Consider the following 23720-nt stretch of genomic DNA (forward strand, 5'->3'; position numbering starts at 1 on the left):
CTCCCGCCGGTAGCGACCCCCACTCACGCTCAAGGGTTCTGACCAGTAAAGTTGCGTAGATAGACTCACTTGTCAAGGACAGCCGGGGTCACCCCGGACCGTCGGGTCAGCCGGCGAACCGTTCTCGTACGTCAGGCCGTTCGGCCAGGTGCGGCGGATAGCCGGGGCCCATCCGGGATGTGGTGTTGTCCGCGGTCATCGGCTCGCCGCAGGCGGCGCACACCACCTCGGCGTGGCTCTCCTGCCCGCACGCGTCGTGGTGCACGACCACCGGCGGGCCCGCCTCGCCCGCCAGCCAGCGGTCTCCCCACCGGTTCATCACCAGCAGTACGCCGTAGAAGTCGCGCCCCTTCTCGGTGAGCACATAGTCGTACCGAACCGGCTCCGTCTGATAGAGCCGCTTCTCCAGCAGCCCCTCATCCACCAGCCGCCGCAACCGGTCCGTCAGGGTGTTTCGGGCGATCCCGAGCGAGTGCTGGAACGCGTCGAAGCGCCGGATTCCGTAGAACGCCTCACGCAGCACCAACGGCGTCCACCAGTCCCCGAGCAGGTCCATGGTCCGCGCGATCGAGCAGGGCCACTGTGCAAAGGATGTCCGCCTCATGGCGGCCAGCATACGTTCGTCCGATCGTGAGACCCAGCAGGTGAAACACCTCGAAGACCGGGCGAGGTGCCCGAGGCCGCCATGGCCAAGCACCACGCCACCCGCCTGTCCGTCGACATGGCCCGCGACGCCGTCCAAGCCTTCGGCGGCCTCGGATTCGCCCGCGAACTCGGCGCCGACGACCGCCCCTGTCCCATCGAGGCCCTCTACCGCGACAGCAAGATCGGCGAAATCTACGAAGGCACCAACGAGATCCAGAAATGGGTCATCGCCCGCCAGATCTTCGGCCGCGACATCACCGGGTAGGTAGCACCTGCCCCCGACACCAATCGCCGGCCCCCTCGAGGAAGCCCGCTCAGCCTGCCACCGCTCGACGCGGCGCGCCACACCTTCGAACGACCGGCTGCTGCGCCGCCGACCACGCACACCCCGGCCACCGCACAAAGAGGCCGTCTGCAATGGACGTCTCCGTTGAAACGACGGAACAGGTCGGTACCGCGCTTCCCCGGCGCTAAGCCCTGCACGGCCCGAACGGGACTGTCCGCCAGGTCACCGACTGGATCATGCGCCCGCCCGAACACCTCACCGACACCGAGCGCAAGTCCCTCGAAGTGCCGTGCGAACGGAGCCCCGCACCGGCCACAACCACTGAGCAGCTCGGCGCCTGGACTCGATGGTGCGGGAACGCCGCAGCGAGCACCTGGCCCTCGACGTCTCGCTCGCCGACTTCCGCCTCGACGGACTCAGTTCGCTGAAGAGACAGTTGTACGGCCGGGCCAACTTCGACCTCCTACGACGCCACATCCTCCTGTCACCTTGATCAACCGAACTGGCACCCCAAATCAGCGACACAGCCCGGAACTTGTGCCAGACCCCTGATCTGGCCCCGGGTTCCGACCTGCGATGGCCCCATGACGACCTCGTTGAAGCATGGCCTGGTCGGATCCTTGTGGAGGTCACGAAAGTTCGCTCTGTCCGCCGGGGGCCTGCGGCGGGTAAGGGGCGATCTCGGCGGTCCACTCCGTCGTGGCCCTCAGCAGCGCCTCTGGCGTGATCCGACACGCGACTGTGAAGGGGTCTCCTGGATGATTCCGCTTCCGCCAGGGCGGCGAGAACTCGAGGTCCAAGCGGATCTCGAGGGTGATGTGCCGTGCATCGGCCTGGTCGGCCGTGAAGGCCAAGTTCGCCTCGATGAACTCAAGGCTGCGATCCGCTGGTTGACCACCGTCGGGCGCGCGAGCAACGTCGCGGAGCCAGGTGGCCAACACGACCGCGTCCTCCGGAGTCAGCGCCTGCCAACGGAACGTCCACGCTCCCTGTGGGCAATTCGTAGTACCTTCGATGATCAGCCAGCTCCGACGTTTCCCCTCATGAGCGGCATCGGGGAACTGGTAGTTCACAACCCCCAGTTCAATGCCGTGCCCGTCACAGCCGATCAATCGCATTGACCCACCATGTCAGTCGCGCGGCGTTCCCTCACAGAATCGATCTGGGCCTCGTAGCCGGTCAGCCCCTCTTGTCCTTGTCGGCGCTGGCACGGGTCTGGGCGAGTCGGTAGAACTCGGTGCCGGTTTCGATGATCGCGCCGAAGAGAATTACGGCGCCGCGGCGGTCAAGCGGAGCGGACCCGATAGTCGGCCTTCGCCGCCGGGGCGCCCAAGCCGATCAGCAGGTCGGACTTGCCCGTGCCGGAATCACCGATCAGGCAGAGCGGCTCGCTGGCACCAGAGCGTGCACCGTGCGCAGCGAACCCACTCCCGGGCCTGTTGTGACGGTGGCGGTAGCTGCTCTGTGAGGAGTGCTGATGCGGCTGGCTGCTACCTTCCGGAGCCATGACCGACAGCGTGTATGTGGGCAATGCGGGCAGCGATGCGGCGCTGGACCGGGGATGGCTGCTGGGGCATTTCAAGGACGCCTCCGATCCTCGGCACAGCGAGGACGTGGAGATCAAGTGGGGCGTCCATCCGCAGGGCGATGAGCGGGCCCAGTGGGTGACCGGCGAAGAGCGCACCGCCCTGCTGGTCCTGATCAGCGGGCGTTTCCGGGTGGAACTGCCCGGGCGCAGTGTCCTCCTGGCCCGGCAGGGGGACTACGTCGTGTGGGGCCAAGGCGTCGATCACTCCTGGTTCGCGGAGGAGGAGTCCGTGGTGCTGACGGTTCGCTGGCCCTCCGTCCCCGGCTACAAAGCCACCGATCACGCTGATTCCGCTGCTGGTCACAGCCGTTCATTCAAGACCGCGACCAACACAGTGACCCCGTAATTGGACGGCACCGCCGGGGCGGGTGTGGTCGTCGCACTGCCCCAAGACGTCCTCGATGAACCACCGAAGTGTCCGGTCAGCGCCGCTGATCAGCTTGCCGAACCGGCTCCGGTCCGACTTGACGTCGTCCAGGTCGAGCCCGCACACCTCACCGACTCGCAGTCCAACGTGGGACTTCGGCTTCGAGGCGGTGAAGTTCCGCGTGGCGGGGCGAACGTGCGGCACGTGGCCGGTTCACGGGCCCACCCGGTCAACAGCGTTCCGACCTCAGGCTCGCTCCCCTTGCCGCCGAGCCTGAGAGATCGTCTGACGGCCGCCGGGGCTCGGGGTGGGCGGCCACTCATTCAGTTTGGGCCGCCCAAGCGTGGTCACATACTGAGGTAGAAGCGCAGGGTCGTGCCGTCGTCACCGGTGTGCTGCCGTACAAGGTCGGCCACGTAGTGGACCAGCACCAGGCCCCGGCCCCCGAGTTGGCCATGCTCCGGTGGGCGGCGTCCGGCCAGTGGATCGGTCAGTCGGCCTGCATCGCGTACCTCACACACCAGCTGACCGTGCTCGGCCCAGACCGCGAGTGTCCCGCGGCCTCCGCCGTGGACCACACTGTTCGTCGTCAGCTCCGCGACCGCCAGCTCCACATCCATCAGCCGTTCCCCGGCCAGACCCAGCCGCGTCGCCTGAGAGAGAGCGAACTGGCGGATCGCCGGGAGGTCCTCAGCACCGTAGGACAGGAATGCGGCGTCTGGTGCGGGCGCCAGCACCTGGTTGTACCGGTCGACGACCGCCCGCCAGTCGTAAGTGTCGCTGACCGACTCCCGTCCGTCCCCGGTGATGAGGGTCGGGTGGGTAACCCGTGCATCGGCGATCACCCCGGGGTCCAGCCGCCCCTCGTCGTAGGGACACAGGATCGTCACCGCCCGACCCTCGAACGCGGCGTTGATCAGTGCCTCGTGCTGCGCGCACGCCGGGTACTCCACCGTGCTGCGCCCCGCCCAGATCGGCTCGCCGATGATCCGCACACGCTCGTTCGGGTGGGCGTCGGCAAATCCACGCAACACTTTGGGGATGATCCGCCCCGGGTTGCGGCCCGCCTCGGTCATGTCCAGGAACAGGATGCCCTCAGCGTCCCCGCCCAGACCTGCCTTGATCAGCTCCAGGTTGGGGCCGGGCACCGCCACGGCCATCGGCTCGCCGCCGGCCAGGCCCTCACGCAGAAAGGACACCGTCTGCTGCGTGTACTCCTGCTCGGTGCGGTAGAACAGGGCAGGGTGCACGAACGCCTCATGGGTGGTCACTGTGCTCATCACAGAGCCACCTTGATCCGGTCCAGGTCCGGCCAGAACAACTCCAAAACCCGCTGCACCTGCGGCGGGGGGTTCTCGACCACAACCCTCCCCTCAGGCAGGTTCATGGCGGTGAGAGCCAGCGCGGTCACCCCGGCCACGTCGACGAACGCCACATCCGACAGCTCCACATACGACACGCCCGTGTGCCCCCGGGCCAGTTCGGACAGTGCCCGCTCCCACGGCGCACGCGTGAGGACGCTGATCTCACCACGGACACGGATCCCGGCACGACCGCTGGGCAACGGGCTCACCTCCAACGCGGCACCCCCGGACGCCGCCCGGGGGCCGCCCACCGCATGTGGGGCTTCCACGCTCGGACTCCTTCACATCAAGCCGTCCGCCGACACTTCCGGCACGGGCGCACCAAGAGCCCCGCTCCATGCGGCAGTGTAGCCAGAGAGCTTCACGCGCACCCGAGGCTCAGCGTCTACGCGGAATGCCCCGCGAGTTGATGACGTCTCGTCCTTCAGTGGGGTCGGGAAGCGAGCCCCCGCGGGTCCTGCGGAAAGGTCCCCACCGCAGGACTCACGCTGGCCAGGGTGTTGAGGTGGTCGCCGCCGTAGAGGCGCCGACGGCGGGTGAGGGTGTCTTCGTGCAAGGCGAGGGCGCGCTCGTGGTCCTGGGTCCCGTCGTAGGCGCGGGCCAGGTAGTGGGCGGTCCACAAGGCGCCTTCGTGGTCCGGACTGAGTTGCTGGGACCAGGCGTCGTGCCAGTGCTTCAGTCGATCCCGCACGGCGTGGGCCTGGCCGCGGTCGGCCAGATACCAACACGCCTCACGCAGGATGTTTCGGCCTGCCTCAGTGGTGAGCAGCGCCGGGTGGGCGGCAAGGAGGTGAGGCAGGAGTACCTGCCGGCCGGGGCAGGTCGAGGGCTCGCCGACGTCGCCGGGATCGGCTCCGGTCAGGAGGGCTTCGGCGCCCCGGGCTGTCTGCTGCGTTGGTCAGGAGTAAGCGGGCACGCAGCAGGGTCTGGGGCAGGCGGGGCGCCTGCACGGCACCGTCCCAAATCCGGGCCAGACTCTGCCGCGCCTCCGGCGACCGGGCCGAGCATCCCCGGTCTGACCATCGTGAAGGTCCAGGTGGCGCCTTCGGTCAGGACCGTTTCCAGCTCGGACACATTCAGCTCGTCCACGGTGTGGGCGTAGTTCGCCGCCGCCTGCTGGAGTTCGGCGATCACGAGGCCACCGTCAGCACGATCTTGCCTTGGATGTGGCCCTGCGCGGCTCGCGTGTGTGCGCTGACCGCCTCGGACAGCGGGTAGGTGCTGTCCACCCCGACCTTGAGTCTGCCCTCGTCGAACAGGCGCCCGATCTCGGCGAGCTGGGGGCCGTTGGAACGTACTTGAATGTTCGAGACCGTGATGTCCAGACGCGCCGTCTCTTCCGGGTCGTACTGGGCGAAGAACACCGGAAGCATGGTGCCTCCGCGCTTGAGCACGGTCAGGAAGCGTGAACCGTCCGGGCCACCGACGGTGTCGATCACCAGGTCGACGCCGTTGACCACGTCCGTGGCCCTCGTCGTGGTGTAGTCGATGAACTCATCGGCGCCGAGCTTGCGCAGGAACTGCTCGTGCCGGCTTGAGGCCACCGCGATGACGTGTGCCCCCTTCCATTTCGCCAACTGCACCGCGAAGTGACCCACTCCACCAGCGGCCCCGTTGACCAGCACGGTCATCCCTGGCGTGATCGGCACCGGCTGGTGCACCTCGCCGGTGAAAGGAGACGGCACGCCGTGGCCGAGATCAACCAGGTACTGCCAGGCTGTCAGCAGCGCCATCGGCGCACCGGCCGCCTCGACATGGTCAATACCGGCCGGCTTGTGAGCCAGGTCAGAAGCCGGCGCGGCCACGTACTCGGCGTACGTCCGGCCGTCGAATCCGGGGAACCGCAGCATGCCGAAGACCTCGTCACCGACGGCGAACCCGCGGACGTCCGGAGCGACCGCCTTCACCACGCCCGACATGTCCGTTCCCGGGACCAGGGGGAACTCCAGCACCGGCCTCATCTCGGCCGGCATGACCTTCATCCCCTCACGCAGGTACCAGTCCGGCGGGTTGATGCCTGCCGCGTGCACCTGGACGAGCACCTCGCCCGGGCCGATCTCGGGAACCGGCACCTCGTCGTACCGCAGAACTTCCGGCCCGCCGGCTTCGTGGAACTGGATCGCCTTCATCGTGCCTATCGCTTTCTCGGGGAAACGTTGCTCCTTCAGTCAAGGCCCCGGACGGCACGGCCGTCCAAGACTCCTTCGGCAACCGGTCATTCCGAAACAGCATGACACGTACGCTGCAACGGTGAACGATCTCGGACAGGACCTGGAACTGCGGCTGGTGCGCTACTTCACCGTGGTGGCGGCGCACCAGCATTTCGGCCGGGCCGCCGCCGACCTGCACGTGGCCCAGCCGGCGCTGAGCCGCCAGATCCAGCGGCTCGAGAGGTATCTCGGCACGCGACTGCTGGACCGCACACCTCAGGGCACCCGGCTCACTCCGGCCGGCCAGACGTTCCTCCCCCGGGCCCAAGCCCTGCTGGAGGCCGCCCGCCAGGCCGAACTGGCCGTGCGTGAGCAAGCCCAGACCGAACGAATCACCATCGGCTACGTCGAAGACCTGGTGATCACTGCCGCCGTACGGGAACTGCGCCACCGTCACCCGGAGGCCGAGATCGCCACCCGGTACCTGAGTTGCGGCGACGTCGGGGCGCTGTCCGACAGGCGCGTTGACGCCCTGATCGCGCGGGCCCCGCTGCCGTTCGTCCCCGACGACGTGTTCGCCACCCCGTTGTACGAGGAGCCCCGGATGCTCGCGGTCCCGCTCGGCCATCCCTGGGCCGGCCGCGCGTCGGTGACCGCGCATGAACTGGCCGGCGAGACGCCGGCGCCGTGCGCGTTCGAGACCGCGGACTGGACTTCCTACCGACTCCTCGGGGCTGACCTGCCGCCGGTCGAAGGCTACGAGGACAAGCTCGAGCTCGTGGCAAGTGGCCGAGCGATCGCCGTCCTACCGGTCGGCGATCGGCGTAGCTCACTGCGTCCCGACCTCGTCACTGTCCCGATCGAGGACGCTCCACCCAGCAAGGTCGTCCTGGTCAGCCGCAACGGCGACCCGAACCCGATGATCAGCAAGTTCCGGCTGGCGGCCCAGGCCGTCCTGAGCGCCCCGGCAGCTTGACCACGACCAGCCGACCCCTTGGCCCTCAACTCGACCCTGCGGGACTCACACGCGTTCACCGCGTATCTGCCGTACCGTTCGGGGCTGCCCTGCGCCGGCTGAAACTCCGGCCCTTGGGAACGGCGGTCAGACCTCGATCACGACCGCAAGCACGACTACCTGGTGCCCGGCGAGTACGGCGGCCGTGATCGGGAGTTACATCCTTTGTCACTGTGCCCGACATTTCCATCGTCATCGAAATCATTGCCGGTCGCCGAACGGTCACGCGAGTATCTGTTGGTGCTACCGGAGTGACACTTTCGTGCCGGAACGGGCGACCTACCGGTATGGGACAAAAGGGGGCGCAATTGATGGCGGCATTTCGGCGAACTCCCGGCGCAGGCCGCCGCTTTGTGGGCGTCGGCGTCCTGTGCGCGGCCTTGGTGGCCGTGGCAGGCGGCATTCACTCGGCCACCGATTCCCCGCCGGCCTCCTCGGCTGCTGCGGCGGGACAAGAACCGCGTGAGCCGTCACGGCAGGAGTTGAGCCTTTTGCATGAAGCCGGTCAGATCTTGCTGCGTGACTGCATGCAGCGGAAGGGCTTTGCATACCAGCCGGTCAAGGAGAACCCGGTTCCGGAGGCTCGGGAGTTTCCTTACGTGCTCGACGACGTGGCGTGGGCCCGCGAACACGGTTACGGGACGGATATACAGCACGAGCTGTCCGAGCTGAGGAAAACAGATGCCAATCAACGGTATTTTCGTGGGCTGCCGGCCAAGCAGCGGGCAGCGGCTCTGACTGCGGCCAACGGTTCTCGCCCGCTGACTGTGACGGCCAGGACCCCCGACGGCATGTTGTTCCAACGCAGCCCCAAGGGCTGCCAGTCGGAGGCCGACGCGACACTCTACGGAAACCTGCGGCAATGGTTCCAGGCGAAAGTCACCGCGGACGCACTCACGGAGCTCCGCCGTGCCAGGGTCACCGAGGATCCGCGGTTCGCCGAGGCGGTCAAGCCCTGGTCCGCGTGTATGCGGGCAGCCGGTCACCCCTCTACGAGCCCGGCCGACTTGCGGGCGGCGACCAGTTCGCGAAGGTCCCCGCTTCCCAGGAACGAGGAAATCGCACTTGCCGTGACCGAGGCGCGGTGCGCCCACACTTCAGGCCTGGCCAAGACCGCACGGGCCTTGGACCAGCAGTACGCCCGCAGCCTTGCCCGGCAATACCACCCGGCCGTGCGCACCTACCGGGAACTGCAACTGAACGCGCTCCCCCGCGCCCGCGATCTCACACAGAAGGCCGACACATCCTCATGAACCCGAAATCCGCAACGAGAGGAAAGAACATGGGCACCGTACGCAGCACTCTGATCGGCGCGGCTCTCGCCGCTCTGACGGTGGCAGCCACACCGCTCGCCGCCCAGGCATCAGAATCCGTTCCCCGGCCCTCAGCCAGCCAGGTCGCCGACGGTTATCTCCATGTCTACTACAACACGAATTACTCGGGGTGGTGCGACGACTGGTCAGGAGAAGCCCCGGACTGGGGCAGCTGCCGCAACCAGGTGAGTTCGCTCTGGAACAACGGCTACCCCGGCAACCTGGACGACATCTGGGTGTACTGGGGCCTGAACTACACAGGCGCACGCCGGGGCGTCTACAACGGCGTAGGACTCAGCGACCTGCGCCAGTGGACCTTCGACGCGAACACGGGCCCTGGGTCAGGGGAATGGCTCAACGACAACATCTCCTCACATCGGTGGACGAACCTGCCCTGAGTGAAGGCGCCCAGAGTTCAAGGAGCCTGGAGGCCAGCGCGGGCAGGGGCGGGCCGGCTCTTCGTCATCGTCCTGCTCTGAGGGCCGCTGTCGGGGCTCCTGTTCGGCATCCGCCGCAAGATCGGTGTAGACAACGCCAACGACACGGCCAGCGGTCGTACGTGACTTCAAAGAAGAGGCGGCCCGAGGATGCCCGAGCTCTTGTCGGCGTTCGCGGGCCGCCTCCAGGGGATCTCGGGGGAACCCGCCAATTTCCAGCCGGTATCGGCCACTCCCACAACCCTCGTCCCAGCATGGCGCTCCTACTCTTGCGGAACCATTTCCAGGCCTTTGACCAGGGCCTGCCTCGCATTTCGGGGGATGACATGTTGACGTTCCATTTCACGAGCGCGGACATCGCACGCGTACGGGTGGCGACCAGACCGGATCCGATGTGGGAGCTGCTGCTGAGCCTGCATCTGGTCAGAGGCGACGACGGCGCGGTCGTCTTCGGCCCGTGGAGGAGACAGGTGCGGTCGCGGCTCTCCGCCGCCGTCCATATGCTCTTCGACCTCGCTCCGCCCCGGGGCTACTCGGCCGACTTCCTCACCCCGGCCCCCGGCGGGGACGGGCTGGAGGCGGGACTCGACGCCGTTCTGTCCACTCCCCGCCAAGTGCTGTGCCGTGACATCGAGGGCCTGACCGCCGCCCAGCGTCCCGGTACCTGGATCCGGCCCCTGGCCGAGGGCGACCTTGGCACCCTGCGCCGCCTCGACCGGACCCTGCGCGAATACTTCGCCATCGCCCTGCGGCCGCACTGGACCCGGGTGCGCACGGCCTTCGACCGAGACCGTGCACTGCGGATGCGGGCCGTGACGGACGGGGGCGTCGAGGGCATGCTGGCCACCGTGCACCCGGACCTGCGCTGGCGGTCCGGTCAGCTCACCATGACCAGCGCCTGCGACCGCGACATCCACCTCGACGGGCGGGGCCTGCTCCTGCTGCCGTCGTTCTTCTGCTGGCGCGCTCCGATCACCCTGCGCGATCCCGGTCTGCCTCCGGTGATCGTCCACCCGATAGCCCACGACCTGGGCTGGGCGCAGCCGGACGCCGAGCTGCTCCGCGACCCGCGGGAGGCCCTGCGCACCCTCCTGGGCCGGACCCGCGCCGATCTGCTCGCCGCCCTCACCACGGGCGGCGGGTCGACCGGGGAGCTCGCCCAGCGGCTCATCGTCTCCCCCGCCTCGGTGTCGCAGCACACCGCCGCTCTGCGTGACTCCGGGCTGATCGTCACCCGGCGCCGCGGACCGGCCGTCCACCACAGCGCGACCCCGCTGGGGGAGGCGCTGGTGGACGGCCGCCGTGGCATTCCACCGGTCACGTCCGGGTGACACAGGCCTGATCAGGCGCCCAGGGTGAGCACTCCCGCGCCCTGCCCCGGGGCCTGGGTCCAGCCCTTGATCCGCTGGGCGAGGCTGCGGAGCCGGGTATCACCGGGGTGTACGGCGATCTGGAAGTGCGCCGCGTGCGGTCGGCGGAGGTGGCCTCCCCAGGCCACCACTCCCCCGCACTCCTTGAGGATGTCGCGCACCACGGCCAGCTGTTGGGGGAACAGCACACCGGTCGCGGCCAGGGGGTAGGCGGCCGGGCGTATCTCGACGGCCGTGCCGGAGGCGTAGTTCGTGGTGTGTCCCGTCAGCCCCGCGGCGGGGCGGTGTCCAGCGAGTTCGTGGCGTGCGACCTCCTCGACCTCGTAGTGGAAGCGGCGGATGACGTGGACGAGCACCGTGGAGACGTCTCCTTCCAGCAGTGCGACGGAGGCCGGGGTGCCCGGCACCGGCAGGGCGCTGATGCCGGTGGTGGTGATCGGCCAGCCGTTGGTACTGGTGGTACGGGCCGCGGCCGAGGCGGGGGTGGCCGTCGGCAAGGAGATGCCGGCCGCCACCGCCCCCGCGAGTCCGGTGAGCAGCAGGGCCCGCCGGGGCAGGCCTCTGCCGCCCGGTCTGTCCGTGTCTCTGATCTGCATGCCGGTTCCCCCTTCAGCCGCGCAGGGCCGCGTTGTAAGTCTCGAAAATGCTGTAGAGGTCGCGAGCTCGGCGACCGTATTCCCCGGCGCCGTTGTACAGGGTGAGCACCTTGACGATGTCGGCGTCGGAGTAGCTCAGCCGGTCGGCGGTGACGCCGGCGAGGGCGGCGGACCAGATGTGGATCAACGGAACGGTGCCCACGTTGTAGTCGTCGTCGTTGCGCAGCTGGTCCCAGACCGCCCGACGCGCCCGCCAGTCCTCCGTGTCCTGGATCGGGCCCGAGATCACGTCCGCGCGGATGCAGTGGTTACGGGCCCTGATCGCGGTCCTGCCGAAGATCTGGGCGACGCCGGTGCTGGAGTCGTCCTTGATCACGGCCGGCGGGGTGGGCGGTTCCCCGACGGGGGTCTGCTCCCAGGCGGCCTGCGCCTCCTCCCAGGCGAAATAGGCGGCGACCAGCACATCCACGGCCTCGTCGGTGAAGTCGGCCTGGTACTCCCAGAAGACCACGGCCTGGATCAGCGACTTGCGCATCCGGAAGGACCGGGCGAGACCTGTGATCAGCGCGTCCATGTCGAGGACCTTGCCGATGCATTCCGCGGGGGTGCGGTCCCGGTACCAGTCGTCGTGGCCGTTGGCCACGATGTAGGTGCCGAGATCCGAGGTCAGGGCACCCCGACGGCTCATGTCGAAGGGCACGTCCAGCGCGGTGTCCGGCCCCCTGGGTGTGAACTGGGTCTGCCCGGTGTCGCGTCCGGACGCGACATCCTTGTCGATCTCGATGAACCCGGTACCCGAGCCCACCGTGATCGTCGCGATCTGGTCGAAGGCCCAGTCCTTCGGCAGCGGGAAACCCAGGTTGCCGCTGTAGCCGGTCGACATGTCCGACACGAAACTGGCCGTCGTCAGACCGGCCTTGGCGAGCCGGCTACAGATGTTGCGGGGCGCGTAGACACCGACGCGGTACTCGCTGCCGTAGGCGGCCATACGGCCCGTCAGTCCGCGGAAGTGCGGGATGACCCGGCTGGTGATCTCCTCGTCGACGGCGTCATAGTCGACGGAGAAGTAGATGATGGTCCCGGCACGGAAGCCGTGCCCGCGGGCCGCCTCCAGGGCCGCCAGGGCGTCCGTGGCACCCTGATGCGCGTTGAAGTACTCCGGATCGCCGCCGTTGGTCTGGTAGATGGGGAAGACAGTCAGGTCGCCCGCGACGATGTTGGCGAGTTCACCGGGCTGGATCTTCTTGTTCTTCGGGTTCGTGACGTTCGCGTTGGTCAAGTACCGCCCCACCGTGGTGTATCCGGCGGCGCGCAGCGCCTGGGCCCGGGCCGGAGTGATCTCGGTGATGCAGTCCGCCGCGGTGCCGGGCCGGCTCGGGTCGCCGGTACTGACCAGCAGCGAGGCCCAGGTGCGGAAGTCCGCGGTGCCGGTGGTGGGCAGCAGCTGGGCGAAGCGCTGGAAGTCCACGACGGAGCTGAGCAGCGACCCCGAGTAGAAGCCGTCGAACGCGACGTCCCAGCCGTTGAACCGCATCGCCGCCTGGAACAGGTGCACGAACTGCTTGGTGCCGTCGGCCGAGCCGAGGCCGAGCATCGCCTGCGCCCTGATGCCGTCCTGAGTGCCCGGACCGAAACGCCCGTTGGCGACGTCGTCGCTCATGCCGATCTCGTACTGGAGGGCGAAGACCAGCGCCTTCTGCACGTCCCGGGAGAAGTTCCCGTCGGCCGGGCAGATGAAGAACTCCCGTCGCTGAACGTACCGCCCGTTGAGCCACTGCTGGATCTGGCGAACCTGCTCAGTGCCGTTGCCCACCCGCACGTACGGGTCCATCGTGAGGAGAGCCTTGAACACCTTCGGCTGCAACCCGCTGCCCGGATAGGCCCCGCCCACGCCCATGTTGGACTTGAGCTCGGCGACCGAGTCCCCGGTCCTGCCGTTGTAGGTGCCGTCCATGCCGCCGCCGTCGTAGCCCTTGCAGTACAGGCCCGCCTGGATGATCCGGTAGATGTTCTCGTGCCGGGTCCGGTCGTCGATCTGCGCCCCGTACCGGGACTGGAGCTGGCTCAGCGTCGTCGGACCGAAGGAGTCCGACAGCGAGGTGATGCCCAGCTCGTACTGGAGCGCCCGGGTCAGGGCGTACATCACCGTCCAGCTGGTGCGCCCGTTCACCTCCACCTTCGGAATGCCGGGCACGTTGTAGGAGTTGATGAACTGCTGCGCGCGTTCCACCATCTCGTCGGCCATGTGCGCCTCTTCTCCCTGTGGTGGGGCGTCAGACCCAGTCCTGGTAGATGCCGCCGTTGCAGCCGGTGGTGCGGAATCCGCTGTCGTCGCTGTCGTCGATGCAGTCGTCGGTGTACTGGTTGCGGAAGGTGAGGCGCACCGAGTGGTGGCGGACGACGTACCAGCTCACGTACTCGGAGCTGTCGCAGTACTGCGCGCTGAACCCGGCCGGGCCGTCGTAGAGGCAGCGTCCCGTGACCTTGTTCTGGAAGCGGCGCGTTCCGTCGTTGAAGACGTGGACGTCCCACTGCTGGTAGGCGCCGCTGTTGCAGGGGTACGTACGGAACCCGTATTCCCAGCTGTCGTCCATGCAGCGCTGCGTGCCGAGGCTCTGGAAGGTGTTCACGACCAGGACGGTGCTGCCGCCGTCCTGGGACTCCTGCGCGGCCTCGGCGCTGCCGGTCGCGGTGACCAGTGCGCCCGCGCAGAGCAGGGCCGCCGCGGCGGTCTTGAGTGACTTCATGTCATCCCCCGGATAGCTGAGTGGTCGGACTCGCACGCCAAGACTGGAACCGGGGTCCCACAGCCACCAGACGTTTCAGCTATATCCGAAAGGAGGTTCACGACGGTGCAGTCCGTGACGGACGGACGTTGCCGGTGCGGCAGCCGGAACTCGGCGCACCGCTCCTCTCCATCGGCCACGCCCAGCGCTGTGCGCGTTGCTGCTTCTACGGGCCTGCGGACAGGGTCTCTTGGTGGAGGCGGCGCAGCGCGATCGCAGCGGAGACGGTCCGGGCCAGACCTCACCTCACCCCGCCGGTGGACCCCGGAATGTCGGGGACGGCCGGCCAGTTCTGGTGCCCGCGCAGTCCCTTGCGCACGACCCTCCCGCGCACACCGACACCGGCCCCCTCCCGCGCCTGCGGCGTAGCGAGGTCGTGTCGGACATTCGGCAGGACCCGCCGTCGTCAGCAACCCTCGAAGTCCGCCGAGTGCAAGGTCTTCGGCCTCGCCGCCGCAGGCGTCCGTCTCGATCGGCCTCTTGCGCGTCAGTCCGGCAGCCAGTGCAGCTCGTGCGCCAGGGTTTTGGCGACGGCACGGATGCGGCGGTGCAGCGGCGCCTGCTCGCGTGGGAGGACCAGGTGGATCGTCAGGCTGGGTGCGCCCCGCAGCGGTCGCCAGGTGAGACCGGCCGGTTGTGCCGTGAGCGCGGCTTCTCCGGCCGGGGCGAGGGTGATCCCGTCGCGCAGGTCGCGCTGAGACATGTCGAAAGAGACCGCGGGCGTGTGGAATCGGGGGTGTGGCCTGGTGTCTCGGAACAGTGCGGACAGCTGATCGTGGATCACGGGGTTGGCCGCGCGGTCCGGGAGTCGCAGCGGATACGCGGCCGCGTCGGCGATCTCGATCTCCGGGTGTTCGGCCAGGGGATGGTGCTGCGCCAGCTGGACCCCGATGCGCGCTCGCCGCAGCAGGTACCGGCGCACGCCACGGCCCGGCTGTTCGCCGCGGGTGATCCCGGCATCGATGCGGCCGTCGGCGACCGCGGGGGAGATCTCCGGTGTCGCCATCGGGACCGCTCCGACCTCGAGTCCGCTGTTGCCGCGCATCAGCCTGTCCACCAGGGCCGGTGCCGTCTCGGCCCCGGCGCTGAGGCTGTATCCGATGCGCAGCGTGCCCAGTTCACCGGCCGCCGCGCTCCGGGCGGTGTCCCATGCGCGGTCCAGCGCCGCCAGCGCGGATGGCGCGGACTCCGCCAAAGCCGCACCGGCCGTGGTCAATACGACGCTACGCGTGGTGCGGACCAGTAGGGCCGTACCGAGTTCCGCCTCCAATCGGCGCATCCGGGCGCTGAGTGCGGGCTGTGCGATACCGATCCGTGCGGCCGCGCGGGTGAAGTTCAACTCCTGCGCCAGCACCAGGAAGTACCGCAGGCTCACCGTATCGGGCGCCACGCACCCTCCCTGCCGATTGATAACGATCCGTTCTGAGCCTATCCCCAACCGGTCTTTCCCTCGACCGCATAACCAGCCCTAGCCTGCGCCTATGGCGATTCAACTGACCGCAGTACTCATCGCCGGGATCGAACGATCTGAGTGTCAATTCTACGTCGGACATGTCCGGCCGAACACAGGAGGTTTCCATGGCCAAGGGCTACTGGGTCAGTGTCTACCCCGCCCTTTCCGACCCTGAGAGGCTGACTGCCTACGACAAGCTGGCCGGTCCGGCTGTCCGGGCTGGGGGCGGGCGCGTCCTGTCCCGGATCCCATCCCGTGGCGGTCGAGTCGTCGCCCGCGAGGCCGGAATCACGCAACGCGTCGTTCTGATCGAGTTCGACAGCCATGAACAGGCCGTCGCGGCATACGAGAGCGAGGCATACCAGAAGGCTCTGGTGGCCCTCCCCGACGGCTTCGAGCGCGACTTCCGCATCATCGAAGGCATCGACTGACCTGCGGGCCCGGCCCTCGCTGAGCGTCCGTCACCTGGTGCGCACACGGTGCTGGCCGACGACTCGCGGGGCTCACGGATCGTCGTACGCCACCGGATCGGGCCTTTCGGGGTGAAGCATCTCGGACACAGCGCCGCAGCCCCGCCTCGCCGGATCCGCCGGCCGCGGCCATCCATGACAGGGCTTCCATGGCGTGGGGCGGTTCGTCAATGAGGTGGGCCCGTTCGTGGCGGGACACCTGGAACTCGCGCTCGCGCAGCCGCCGTTCATCGGTTCCGTGTCGACAGCGGACGCTTGACGCTGTCCGTGGGGCCGGGTCACCCGTACGCACTGTCGACGCTCACGCTCGCTGCGTCGTCAGAGGCGGTTGGCCATTACGTGGGCAAGACGCAACAGGTCGCGCACGGCCGGGTTGTCTCCGTCGGCCTGGGCCAACGCCGCGCGTTCGGCGTCGCTCAAGCCGGGCAACGGCCGCCGCAGCAGTGAACCGGGATGGTGCAGATCGTGCACCCGGGTCACGAACGCGAAGGAGCGGCGCCGTGGCGGCGCGTCCACGTCGAGTTGCCCGGAGTAGATGACGTGGCGTCCGCCCGGCGCTGCCAGCACCGCGCGCAGGCGGTGGGCGGCGCCGATGATCGCGGGTGGGGCGTCGACCGGGGCGAGATCGCGCGACGGGTCGAAGAAGCGGATCCGGCCCTCGGATCCGGCGTGACCGGCGACCACGCCCCAGGCCGGGACCGCGGACAGCTGCGACAGCATCGGGGTGTCGCGCGACGCCACCGGCCGCATCCCGTCGGCGGCGAGCTGCCACAGCACCAGGCCACCGTGGAGTCCCGCTGTCACGAGCGAGTCTTCGCCGGTGAAGACCAGGTCCCGTACCGGTGCGTGCTCCGCCGGTGCCGTGGCCGCGTCCAGCGCGTGGCCGAGTGCGGCGTGGACGGCGATCAGGCGGTAGCCGTCGCACAGCACCATGCGGTCGCCCCTGGGGGTCACCGCCATCGGACCGCCGGTGCCCAACGCCCACTGGCCGAGGTCGACCTGCCGCAACTCCCCGGTCGTCGCAAGGACCAGGGCCGTCGGCGTGAGGGGCAGCGAAACCACGCATCCGTACGCCGTGACCGCCAGGCGCGCCCCGGTCAGCGTGCGGCCCTGCGCCAGCACCCGCGTCTCGAACGACGTGTGCCGAACCAGCTCAGCCCGCCCGTCGTACCCTTCGCTGCGGCGCAGCGCGACCACGTCCCCGGGGCCAAGGACGGCGAGCGACTCGTGGCGCACGGAGCCGCGGTGGAGCACGGTCCGCGTGCCGGACTCCGGCTCAAGGATTTCGATCACCTCGCGCGACTGCTCGTCCGGGGCGTCCGTCACGCGCGCGATGGCCAGCACCTCGCCGCCGTGGCTGAAAGCGCTGTGCACCGCGGAGAACACGCCGAAGTCCTCGGGCAGCGTCCGGGTGGCCGCGTCGGCCGCCTCCTCCACGAGGGCCCGGGCCCGGCGCGGGGAGAGGGATCGCAGCCAGTCGAACAGTTCCGCGTCCAGCGGATGGTCCGGCGCCCCGGCGCGCCGCGGGATCCGGTGCGCGAGGCGCACCGCGTCGGCGAGGGGAGCGGAGCAGACGAGCTCCCAGTACGCCGTCCAGTCCCGCCGACGCGCGAGTCCGCTCGCCGTGTCCTCCATCGCCGCCGCCGACACGTGCGGCACGGGCAGCAACTCCGGGAGCCACCCTTCCACCGTGATCCGGGCCTCCGGCATGTGCCGGCCCAGGGAGTCGGGGTCGAGCACCCGCCGCGGAACGTCGACCTGCGGTTCTGGCGGCAGGCCCGCCGCCCGGAGCGCGCTGTTCTGCCGCGACACCGCGTCGCCCAGGGACGACAAGTAGGTGGCGGGCGCGCGGTCGGCCAGCCTGCGCAGCCACGTCACCGCCTCCTCGCCGACCTCCACGGCCTCCTGAGGACGGCCTGCGTCGAGCAGGATCCCGTGCAGCCGCATCAGCGCAGTCGTCCACGCCGAGGTGTACCGGTGCGGGTCGGCTTCGGCGAGGTGCTGGTTGAGCTCGGCCACCTCCCGTGCCGGCGCGACGGCCTCGGCATGCCGGCCGCGCGCGGACAGGTGTTCGCGCAGCCGCTCCAGCGACGGGACCAGCGGTGTGTCCTCGACCAGCGCCCCCTCGCGCACCAACTCCCGGCTCAACTCCACCGCTTCGCGCAGAGCGACATCCTCCGCAGGCGGACGGAACGTGAGGGCCGCCGCGTTGGACAGCGCGATCGCCAACCCCCTGCGCTGCGCCGGGTCGTGGACGGCGGCCCTGCGGTACGCGCTCGCCGCTTCCTGGTTGGCCCGATATGCCTCCTCCCACCGACCGGCCGACTCCAGATGCACACTCACATTGGCCAGCGCGGTCGCCCGGTACGGTTCGTAACGGCGCCGATCGTCCCGGGCGAGACGGGTGAAGAGGTCCACGACGCGCTGCTGAGTCGCCACCGCTTCGTCGACGTCGCCGGTGCGGTGCAGCAGACCGGCGACGTTGGTCAAGGTGCGGCCGACGTGCTCCTCGTACGTGTCCGGATCATCGGCGGCCAGCTCCTGGAAGAGTTCGGCCCCGCGCTGCGCCGCCCGCAGCGCCTCCTGTGTGCGCCCCAGTTCGTGCAGGTTGTTGCCGTGCCCGGCGTACAGCCAGGCGCGTTCGTGCCGGTCCGGTGCCGCCGCGATCCGGGACGCGAACAGGCGGACGTTGACGGCGGCCTGTCCCATCACGAGGTTCGCGGGGGTCGGGCGCGGCACGGCGTCCACCACCTCTTCCAGGAGCGCCGTCGTGATGTCGGGCAGCTCGGCCAGAGCGATGAGGGCGGCGCCCCCGGCGGCTACGCCGAGTGCGGGATCGGCGGCCAGCAGCGGGTACAGGCAGGCGGGCCCGAGGTGCGGCCAGCGGCCCGCCGCCGCGATGAGCGTCGACACCCCGCGGGCGGGACCGGAGCCGTGCCGCAGCACGGTGCCCGCGGTGTCCGCCGCCCACGCCTGCGCCGGGTAGTCGGCAGCGTGGCCCGGCACAGTCAGCGCGGTGAAGTCCTCGGCCAACCGGTCCGGATAGAGCGGTTCCAGGACGATGCCGTCCACACCGTCGGGCGGCGGATAGCAGACGCTGTGGTCCGCCAGCACGGTGGGCGTCGGCTCTCCGATCTCCAGCGCGTCCACCAGCGATGCCCCCTGCTCTTCAGGCTGCGCGCCGCTCAGGGTGGCGGCGAAGACCACCCGGTTCATGACCGCGGGAGGCAGGGTGATCCCTCCGGCGCCCCGCCGTTCGTACAGCAGCACCCAGCCCAGGTGCTCGCGGTCGAGGAGGTAGAGGGTGAGCCCCGCCAGATCGGGCGGGGCACGCCGCCCCGACGCCTGGGCGTCGACGGCGACCAGGGCGGCCATGTGCACGGCGAGCACCAGCCCGAAGTCGTCGGCGGCGAGGTCGGGTTCACCCGCCGGCGCTGTGATTGCGTACCGTTGCGCGAAGGCGGCGCGTGCCGCACGGAACATCGCCCCTCGCTCGCCCTGCCCGGCCGCCGGGCCGCTCGGCTCGTCCAACGGCCCAAGACTCTGTGTCGACACGTCGATCTGCTCACTGGCGAGCGCCCCGCGCAGCGCCGGCCACGGATCGGTGCCGCGCGCCAGCAGCAGGACGCGGGCGCGCACGTCCGGCCGGTGCAGCAGAGCGTTGCTGAACAGCCAGGTGAGGGTGGTCAGCGGCCAGCGATCCGCGTAGTCGACCAGGAGCAGGAGCCCGGCCGCACTGTCCGGCGTCAGGTCCTGGCTGCCGGGCGGCGGCAGCACGGTCCCGGGCCCCTCGACCGCGCTGACCACCTTCCAGCCCTGCCCGGACAACTCGGCGGCCAACTGCTGGGCCAGCCGCGTCTTGCCCTGCCCGCCCGGCGCGTGCAGCCAGCGCGCCGCCCGCTGCGGACCGTCCGCGCACCAGGCATGCAGCGCCGCCAGCTCGTCCTGCCGACCGGTGAACGGCGCCACGGCGAACCGCGCGTGGAGCATCCGGCTGGGCTGCTGCCGCAGCCACTGCGGATCCGCCTCAGGGGCCGGCGCCCACCGGCGCAGCACGTACAACGGCGTGCCGTCGCCGAACACATGGATGTCCGCGCCGACGACACCGTAGGCGAACCCGCCCGTCGCGCTGACGTGCTGCTCGCTCACGTCGCGCGGTCACCGCGGCCGGCGCCGGGCTCCTGATGGACGATCACATTCCCGCCCTGCGCGCCGAACGCCTGCCCGTGGTCGCGCGCCTCGACGTGCTGCACCCAGTGGCGCTGCTGGGCGGGCAGTTCGTCTTGCAGACGCCGGGTCAGCTCACGTACCTCGTCGGCCACCTCCGGGTGCGCGCGCAGGAACTGCTCGAGCCGCAACTGCCACGCCGGCGCCAACTGCCGCCGCGCCGCCTCCGGATCCTCCGCCCCGGACACCAGCGCGGCCTCACTCTCCAACAACGCGACCAGCGAACCCTGCCCGGACGCGTCGTCCCGCCCGAACAGCCGCAGCAACCCGGAGCGCGCGGCGCCCCAGGCGTCCGTCGCCATCGCGGCGACGAGCGTCGTCGAAGCGGCCGTCGCGACCGCCGCCAATGACTCGATCATGAATCTCCTCCCGTTGCCGTGCCCGCCCCATCGTGACACCGCGGCCCGCGCCCGCACCCTCCCCGATCAACATGCCGCAGTTATACGGTGGTCGACCGCACCACCGGAACAACGACTCGGCGAGGGGGTCGTCATGTGGCGTCGCAAGGGCCCGAACCGCACCGGCCTGCGCCGGCAACTCCGCACGGCGCGCGTCCTGTTCGACACCGGTGACTTCGCCGCGGCGGAGGTGCTCCTGCGCCGCCTGCTGCCCGACTGCGAGGCGGAGCTGGGAGCGCACCACGAGGAGACCATCGGCCTGCTCAACCTGCTCGGCTCCACCCTCTACCAGCAGCGCAAAGCGGCTGCGTCCGCGCAGATCGCCCGCGAGGCCACCGACCGTGCGGCCCGTGCCTGGGGCCCCGACGACCCCGCGACCCTCGACTGCGCTCACAACCTCGGCGGGGCTCTGGCCATCCAGGGCGACGTCTCCGCGGCCGTCACGGTTCTCGACGACACCTGGCAGCGCCGCGCCCGGCGCCTCGGAGCCGCCCATGAATCCACCCTCACCACCGCCAACACCCTCGGCGCGACGCTCTTCGCCGCAGGCCTGCGCCGCGACGGCCTCACCGTCCTGCGCAACGCCTTTGCCCAGTGCATGACGCTGCCGGCCGGGCATCCGGTGCGTGTGGACATCGCCAACAATCTGCGGATCGCGGAACGGAACGCGGGCGGCTGACCGAGGGCGGGCCCTGATGTCTCGTCAAGGTTTCTGTCGCACTTGATGTTTGGCCCTGTTTGAATTCGTGACTTTCTCGCTCCTCCTGATTGACAGTCATGAACACGCCCGAGAAACTGCGTGATGCGCCTCACGGCTCAGCCTGGGAGCGTTCACATTCGGATGACCACCGATTCATGACTGTGAACATCTTCGACTCCCGAGGCGCAGTCTCAACTTCGCCTCCCTTTGGGAGCGTTCACACGTCGATTGAGTGATCACGTTCGTTTCGGACTGCCCAGTGCTCCACGGTCACGTACGACCACCGGACAGAAGGGAACAACCATGCCGTCGAACAACACCCTTGGCCCCGCTCCGATCAGCCGCCGGACCCTGCTCAAGGCCACCACCGCCACCGCCGGCGCGGTCGCCATGGCCGCCGCGTTCGCCGAACTCGAGACCCCGGCCGCGGCCGCGGCGGCGTTCGTCAAGGGCGTCGACATCAGCTGGGTGCCGCAGATGGAGGCCCAGGGCTACTCATGGCGGAACGCGAGCGGGCAGACCCAGGACCTGCTGGCCATCCTCAAGGGGTACGGCATCACCGCCGTACGGCTGCGCACCTTCGCCAACCCCTCCGGCAGCGCCACCGACGGGCACTGCGGCATCAACGAGGTCGCCGCCTTCGCCAAGCGGGTCAAGGCCGCCGGAATGTCGATCATGCTCGACTACATGTTCGGCGACACCTGGAACTCCGTCGGCGTGCAGAACCCGCCGGCCGCCTGGAAGAACATGAGCTACAGCCAGATGCTCAGCGCGATCAGCACGTACGTGAACCAGACGATGACGGTCCTGAAGAACAACGACGTGCTGCCCACCTGGGTGCAGATCGGCAACGAGATCAACAGCGGCATCTGTCGCCCGGTCGGCAGCGTCTCCAACGGGGCGCAGATGACCGGTCTGCTCAACGCGGCGTACACCCAGGTCAAGGCGGTGTCACCGAACTCGACGGTGTGCATCCACCTGGCCCAGCCGCAGAAGTACGACGTGATGACGACGTTCTTCAGCCGCTTCGCCGCGAGCGGCGGCAAGTGGGACATGTCGGTGTTCTCCTCCTACGGCAGCGCCGACCTCGCCCCCGGGATCGTGGCGAACATGAAGAAGATCTCCGACGCCTACGGCAAACCGTTCCTTCAGAGCGAGTTCGGCGGCCGGGTGGACCGGGTCTCCTCCACCCAGGCGTCGCTGGTCGCCTACATCAAGGCGCTGAAGGCCAATGGCGGGCAGGGCCTCTTCTACTGGGAGCCGGCGTGCATGTCCCCCTTCACCGGCTACAACATGGGCGCCTGGGACTCCTCCACCAAGCGGCCCACCGCCATCATGAACGGCTTCACCCAGGCATGAGCGACCGGCCGTAACCCCTCCCCCACTCGCGCACGGTGGACCAGACGACGGGCGAGTACGCCGCCGCGTCCCGGCCCACGGCCAAGGACTGGAGATCAGATGGAGATGGGCATGCCATTACGTTCCTTCGGTAGGCGCACGGCCCGGCCGGGAGCGGCAGGCCTGCTGACCCTCGCGGCACTGACCGGCGCCGGATCGGCGCATGCCGGGACCGCTACCGCGCAGGCTCTGCCGGCCGGGTGCTCCGGCACCTCACCGATCACCTGTCACTACGCGGTCTCACCCGGCACCTACGACGTGACCGTCTCCGTCGGCGGCACCTCGGCGGGGCAGACCGAGATGTGGGCGGAGGCCCGGCGGCTGATGCTCCCGGCGACGAGGACGAACGCCGGAGCCACCGCCACCTACTCGTTCACCGTCAACGTGCGCCAGCCGGAGGGCCAGCCGACCGGCCAGGGCGGCACCGGAAACCCCGGTCTGGACATCCGGTTCTCGGGGACCGCCCCGCAGGTCTCGGCCGTCTCGGTGAAACCGGCGTCCCAGCCGCTGGTCGCCTACCTCGCCGGGGACTCGACCGTGTGCGACCAGCCCGCCGCCCCGTACACCGGGTGGGGCCAGATGATCACGACCGCGGTCCTCCCGGGTGCGGCCATCGCCAACTATGCGGATTCCGGGGAGAGTTCGGGGAGTTTCCTGAGCAACTCGGCACTGTTCCCGACGCTCTTGGCCAAGGTCAGGGCGAACGACCCGGTCTTCATCCAGTTCGGCCACAACGACAAGCAGACCAGCGCTTCCGCGTACCGGAGCAACCTCACCTCCATGATCACGCAGGTGCGCGGCAAGGGCGGCGTCCCCGTCCTGGTGACTCCGCCGGTCCGCCGGCTGTTCGACGGCAACCGCCTCACGCCCACGGCGCTGCATGTCAACGGCCTCGGCGTGGACCTCCCGGCCCAGATGCGCGCGGTCGGCGCGGCACAAGGGGTGCCGGTCATCGACCTGACGGCCCAGAGCAAGACGCTGATCGAGTCGCTGGGCCCGACCGCCTCCGCACAGCTGTATCTGCGCTCCTCCGTCGACGGCGTCACGGACAACACCCACTTCTCGCAGTACGGCGCGACCCGCATCGACGACCTGGTGCTCCAGAGCATCCGGGGCCAACACCTGCCCCTGGCCTCGTACTTGCGCTGACCCGTACC

Annotated in this window: 23 protein-coding genes and 1 pseudogene; 11 read left to right on the forward strand and 13 right to left on the reverse strand. The window is 69.3% G+C overall.

Going from position 1 to position 23720, the window contains the following annotated elements; genetic code table 11:
• Positions 1-106: 106 nt before the first annotated feature.
• Positions 107-604 carry a winged helix-turn-helix transcriptional regulator gene (locus tag OG866_RS01490; RefSeq protein WP_329331423.1) on the reverse strand — a complete coding sequence of 166 codons (498 nt, stop codon included), beginning with the start codon at positions 602-604 and terminating at the stop codon, positions 107-109.
• 66 nt (positions 605-670) lie between these two features.
• On the opposite strand from OG866_RS01490, the gene OG866_RS01495 reads away from it, so the two are divergent.
• Positions 671-910 (forward strand): acyl-CoA dehydrogenase family protein, encoded by a 240-nt coding sequence (locus OG866_RS01495; RefSeq protein ID WP_329331424.1) that lies wholly within the window; start codon positions 671-673, stop codon positions 908-910.
• 367 nt (positions 911-1277) lie between these two features.
• On the forward strand, positions 1278-1424 hold the full coding sequence (locus OG866_RS01500; protein ID WP_329331425.1) for a hypothetical protein: 147 nt from the start codon (positions 1278-1280) through the stop codon (positions 1422-1424).
• Between the two features lie 136 nt (positions 1425-1560).
• Here the strand turns inward: OG866_RS01500 and OG866_RS01505 are convergent, their stop codons facing one another.
• Complete coding sequence (locus OG866_RS01505; protein ID WP_329331426.1) at positions 1561-2049, reverse strand: WapI family immunity protein; 489 nt, start codon at positions 2047-2049, stop codon at positions 1561-1563.
• Positions 2050-2225: 176 nt separating this feature from the next.
• Positions 2226-2321 (reverse strand): annotated as a pseudogene (locus OG866_RS45195) (IS21-like element helper ATPase IstB); the annotation flags it as partial.
• A gap of 115 nt (positions 2322-2436) precedes the next feature.
• Here OG866_RS45195 and OG866_RS01515 point away from each other — a divergent pair.
• Positions 2437-2865: a signal peptidase I gene (locus OG866_RS01515; RefSeq protein WP_329331428.1), complete on the forward strand. Its 429-nt coding sequence runs from the start codon at positions 2437-2439 to the stop codon at positions 2863-2865.
• Positions 2866-3233: 368 nt separating this feature from the next.
• On the opposite strand, the gene OG866_RS01520 is transcribed toward OG866_RS01515, so the two are convergent.
• From OG866_RS01520 to OG866_RS01535, 4 genes are all read right to left on the reverse strand, one after another.
• Positions 3234-4166: an anti-sigma factor RsbA family regulatory protein gene (locus tag OG866_RS01520; RefSeq protein ID WP_329331429.1), complete on the reverse strand. Its 933-nt coding sequence runs from the start codon at positions 4164-4166 to the stop codon at positions 3234-3236.
• Entirely contained in the window at positions 4166-4519 is a 354-nt protein-coding gene (locus OG866_RS01525) for an STAS domain-containing protein (protein ID WP_329331430.1), read from the reverse strand. Before OG866_RS01525 ends, OG866_RS01520 begins: the two co-directional genes overlap by 1 nt.
• Positions 4520-4674: 155 nt before the next feature.
• A complete protein-coding gene (locus OG866_RS01530; RefSeq protein WP_329343868.1) occupies positions 4675-5112 on the reverse strand; it encodes a tetratricopeptide repeat protein in 438 nt (145 codons plus the stop codon).
• 268 nt (positions 5113-5380) lie between these two features.
• Positions 5381-6379, reverse strand: a complete 999-nt coding sequence (locus OG866_RS01535; RefSeq protein WP_329331431.1) for an NADP-dependent oxidoreductase — start codon at positions 6377-6379, stop codon at positions 5381-5383.
• Between the two features lie 121 nt (positions 6380-6500).
• On the opposite strand from OG866_RS01535, the gene OG866_RS01540 reads away from it, so the two are divergent.
• From OG866_RS01540 to OG866_RS01555, 4 genes are all read left to right on the forward strand, one after another.
• Positions 6501-7376, forward strand: coding sequence for a LysR family transcriptional regulator (locus OG866_RS01540; RefSeq protein ID WP_329331432.1), 876 nt, complete (start codon positions 6501-6503; stop codon positions 7374-7376).
• A gap of 212 nt (positions 7377-7588) precedes the next feature.
• Positions 7589-8668 (forward strand): hypothetical protein, encoded by a 1080-nt coding sequence (locus OG866_RS01545; protein WP_329331433.1) that lies wholly within the window; start codon positions 7589-7591, stop codon positions 8666-8668.
• Between the two features lie 29 nt (positions 8669-8697).
• The gene (locus OG866_RS01550; protein WP_329331434.1) at positions 8698-9126 is read left to right on the forward strand and encodes a hypothetical protein; all 429 of its coding nucleotides are present in this window, start codon (positions 8698-8700) and stop codon (positions 9124-9126) included.
• A 365-nt stretch (positions 9127-9491) separates the two neighbouring features.
• Positions 9492-10496: an ArsR/SmtB family transcription factor gene (locus tag OG866_RS01555; RefSeq protein WP_329331435.1), complete on the forward strand. Its 1005-nt coding sequence runs from the start codon at positions 9492-9494 to the stop codon at positions 10494-10496.
• Between the two features lie 11 nt (positions 10497-10507).
• On the opposite strand, the gene OG866_RS01560 is transcribed toward OG866_RS01555, so the two are convergent.
• The 4 genes from OG866_RS01560 to OG866_RS01575 form a co-directional block, all read right to left on the reverse strand.
• The gene (locus OG866_RS01560; protein ID WP_329331436.1) at positions 10508-11131 is read right to left on the reverse strand and encodes a hypothetical protein; all 624 of its coding nucleotides are present in this window, start codon (positions 11129-11131) and stop codon (positions 10508-10510) included.
• Positions 11132-11144: 13 nt separating this feature from the next.
• Positions 11145-13376 (reverse strand): glycoside hydrolase domain-containing protein, encoded by a 2232-nt coding sequence (locus OG866_RS01565; protein WP_329331437.1) that lies wholly within the window; start codon positions 13374-13376, stop codon positions 11145-11147.
• Between the two features lie 28 nt (positions 13377-13404).
• Positions 13405-13878, reverse strand: a complete 474-nt coding sequence (locus tag OG866_RS01570; protein WP_329331438.1) for an RICIN domain-containing protein — start codon at positions 13876-13878, stop codon at positions 13405-13407.
• 526 nt (positions 13879-14404) lie between these two features.
• A complete protein-coding gene (locus tag OG866_RS01575) occupies positions 14405-15307 on the reverse strand; it encodes a LysR family transcriptional regulator (protein WP_329331439.1) in 903 nt (300 codons plus the stop codon).
• A 188-nt stretch (positions 15308-15495) separates the two neighbouring features.
• On the opposite strand from OG866_RS01575, the gene OG866_RS01580 reads away from it, so the two are divergent.
• A complete protein-coding gene (locus OG866_RS01580) occupies positions 15496-15801 on the forward strand; it encodes a DUF1330 domain-containing protein (RefSeq protein WP_329331440.1) in 306 nt (101 codons plus the stop codon).
• 357 nt (positions 15802-16158) lie between these two features.
• Here OG866_RS01580 and OG866_RS01585 read toward each other — a convergent pair whose 3' ends face one another.
• Positions 16159-19989, reverse strand: a complete 3831-nt coding sequence (locus tag OG866_RS01585; protein WP_329331441.1) for a tetratricopeptide repeat protein — start codon at positions 19987-19989, stop codon at positions 16159-16161.
• Complete coding sequence (locus OG866_RS01590; protein WP_329331444.1) at positions 19986-20426, reverse strand: hypothetical protein; 441 nt, start codon at positions 20424-20426, stop codon at positions 19986-19988. Before OG866_RS01590 ends, OG866_RS01585 begins: the two co-directional genes overlap by 4 nt.
• Positions 20427-20559: 133 nt before the next feature.
• Between OG866_RS01590 and OG866_RS01595 the strand changes: the two genes are divergently transcribed.
• From OG866_RS01595 to OG866_RS01605, 3 genes are all read left to right on the forward strand, one after another.
• Positions 20560-21144: a tetratricopeptide repeat protein gene (locus OG866_RS01595; protein ID WP_329331445.1), complete on the forward strand. Its 585-nt coding sequence runs from the start codon at positions 20560-20562 to the stop codon at positions 21142-21144.
• 324 nt (positions 21145-21468) lie between these two features.
• Positions 21469-22524: a glycosyl hydrolase 53 family protein gene (locus OG866_RS01600; RefSeq protein WP_329331446.1), complete on the forward strand. Its 1056-nt coding sequence runs from the start codon at positions 21469-21471 to the stop codon at positions 22522-22524.
• Between the two features lie 111 nt (positions 22525-22635).
• Positions 22636-23712: a rhamnogalacturonan acetylesterase gene (locus tag OG866_RS01605; protein ID WP_329331447.1), complete on the forward strand. Its 1077-nt coding sequence runs from the start codon at positions 22636-22638 to the stop codon at positions 23710-23712.
• Positions 23713-23720: the final 8 nt, after the last annotated feature.

The organism is Streptomyces sp. NBC_00663, from assembly GCF_036226885.1.
Classification (GTDB): domain Bacteria; phylum Actinomycetota; class Actinomycetes; order Streptomycetales; family Streptomycetaceae; genus Streptomyces.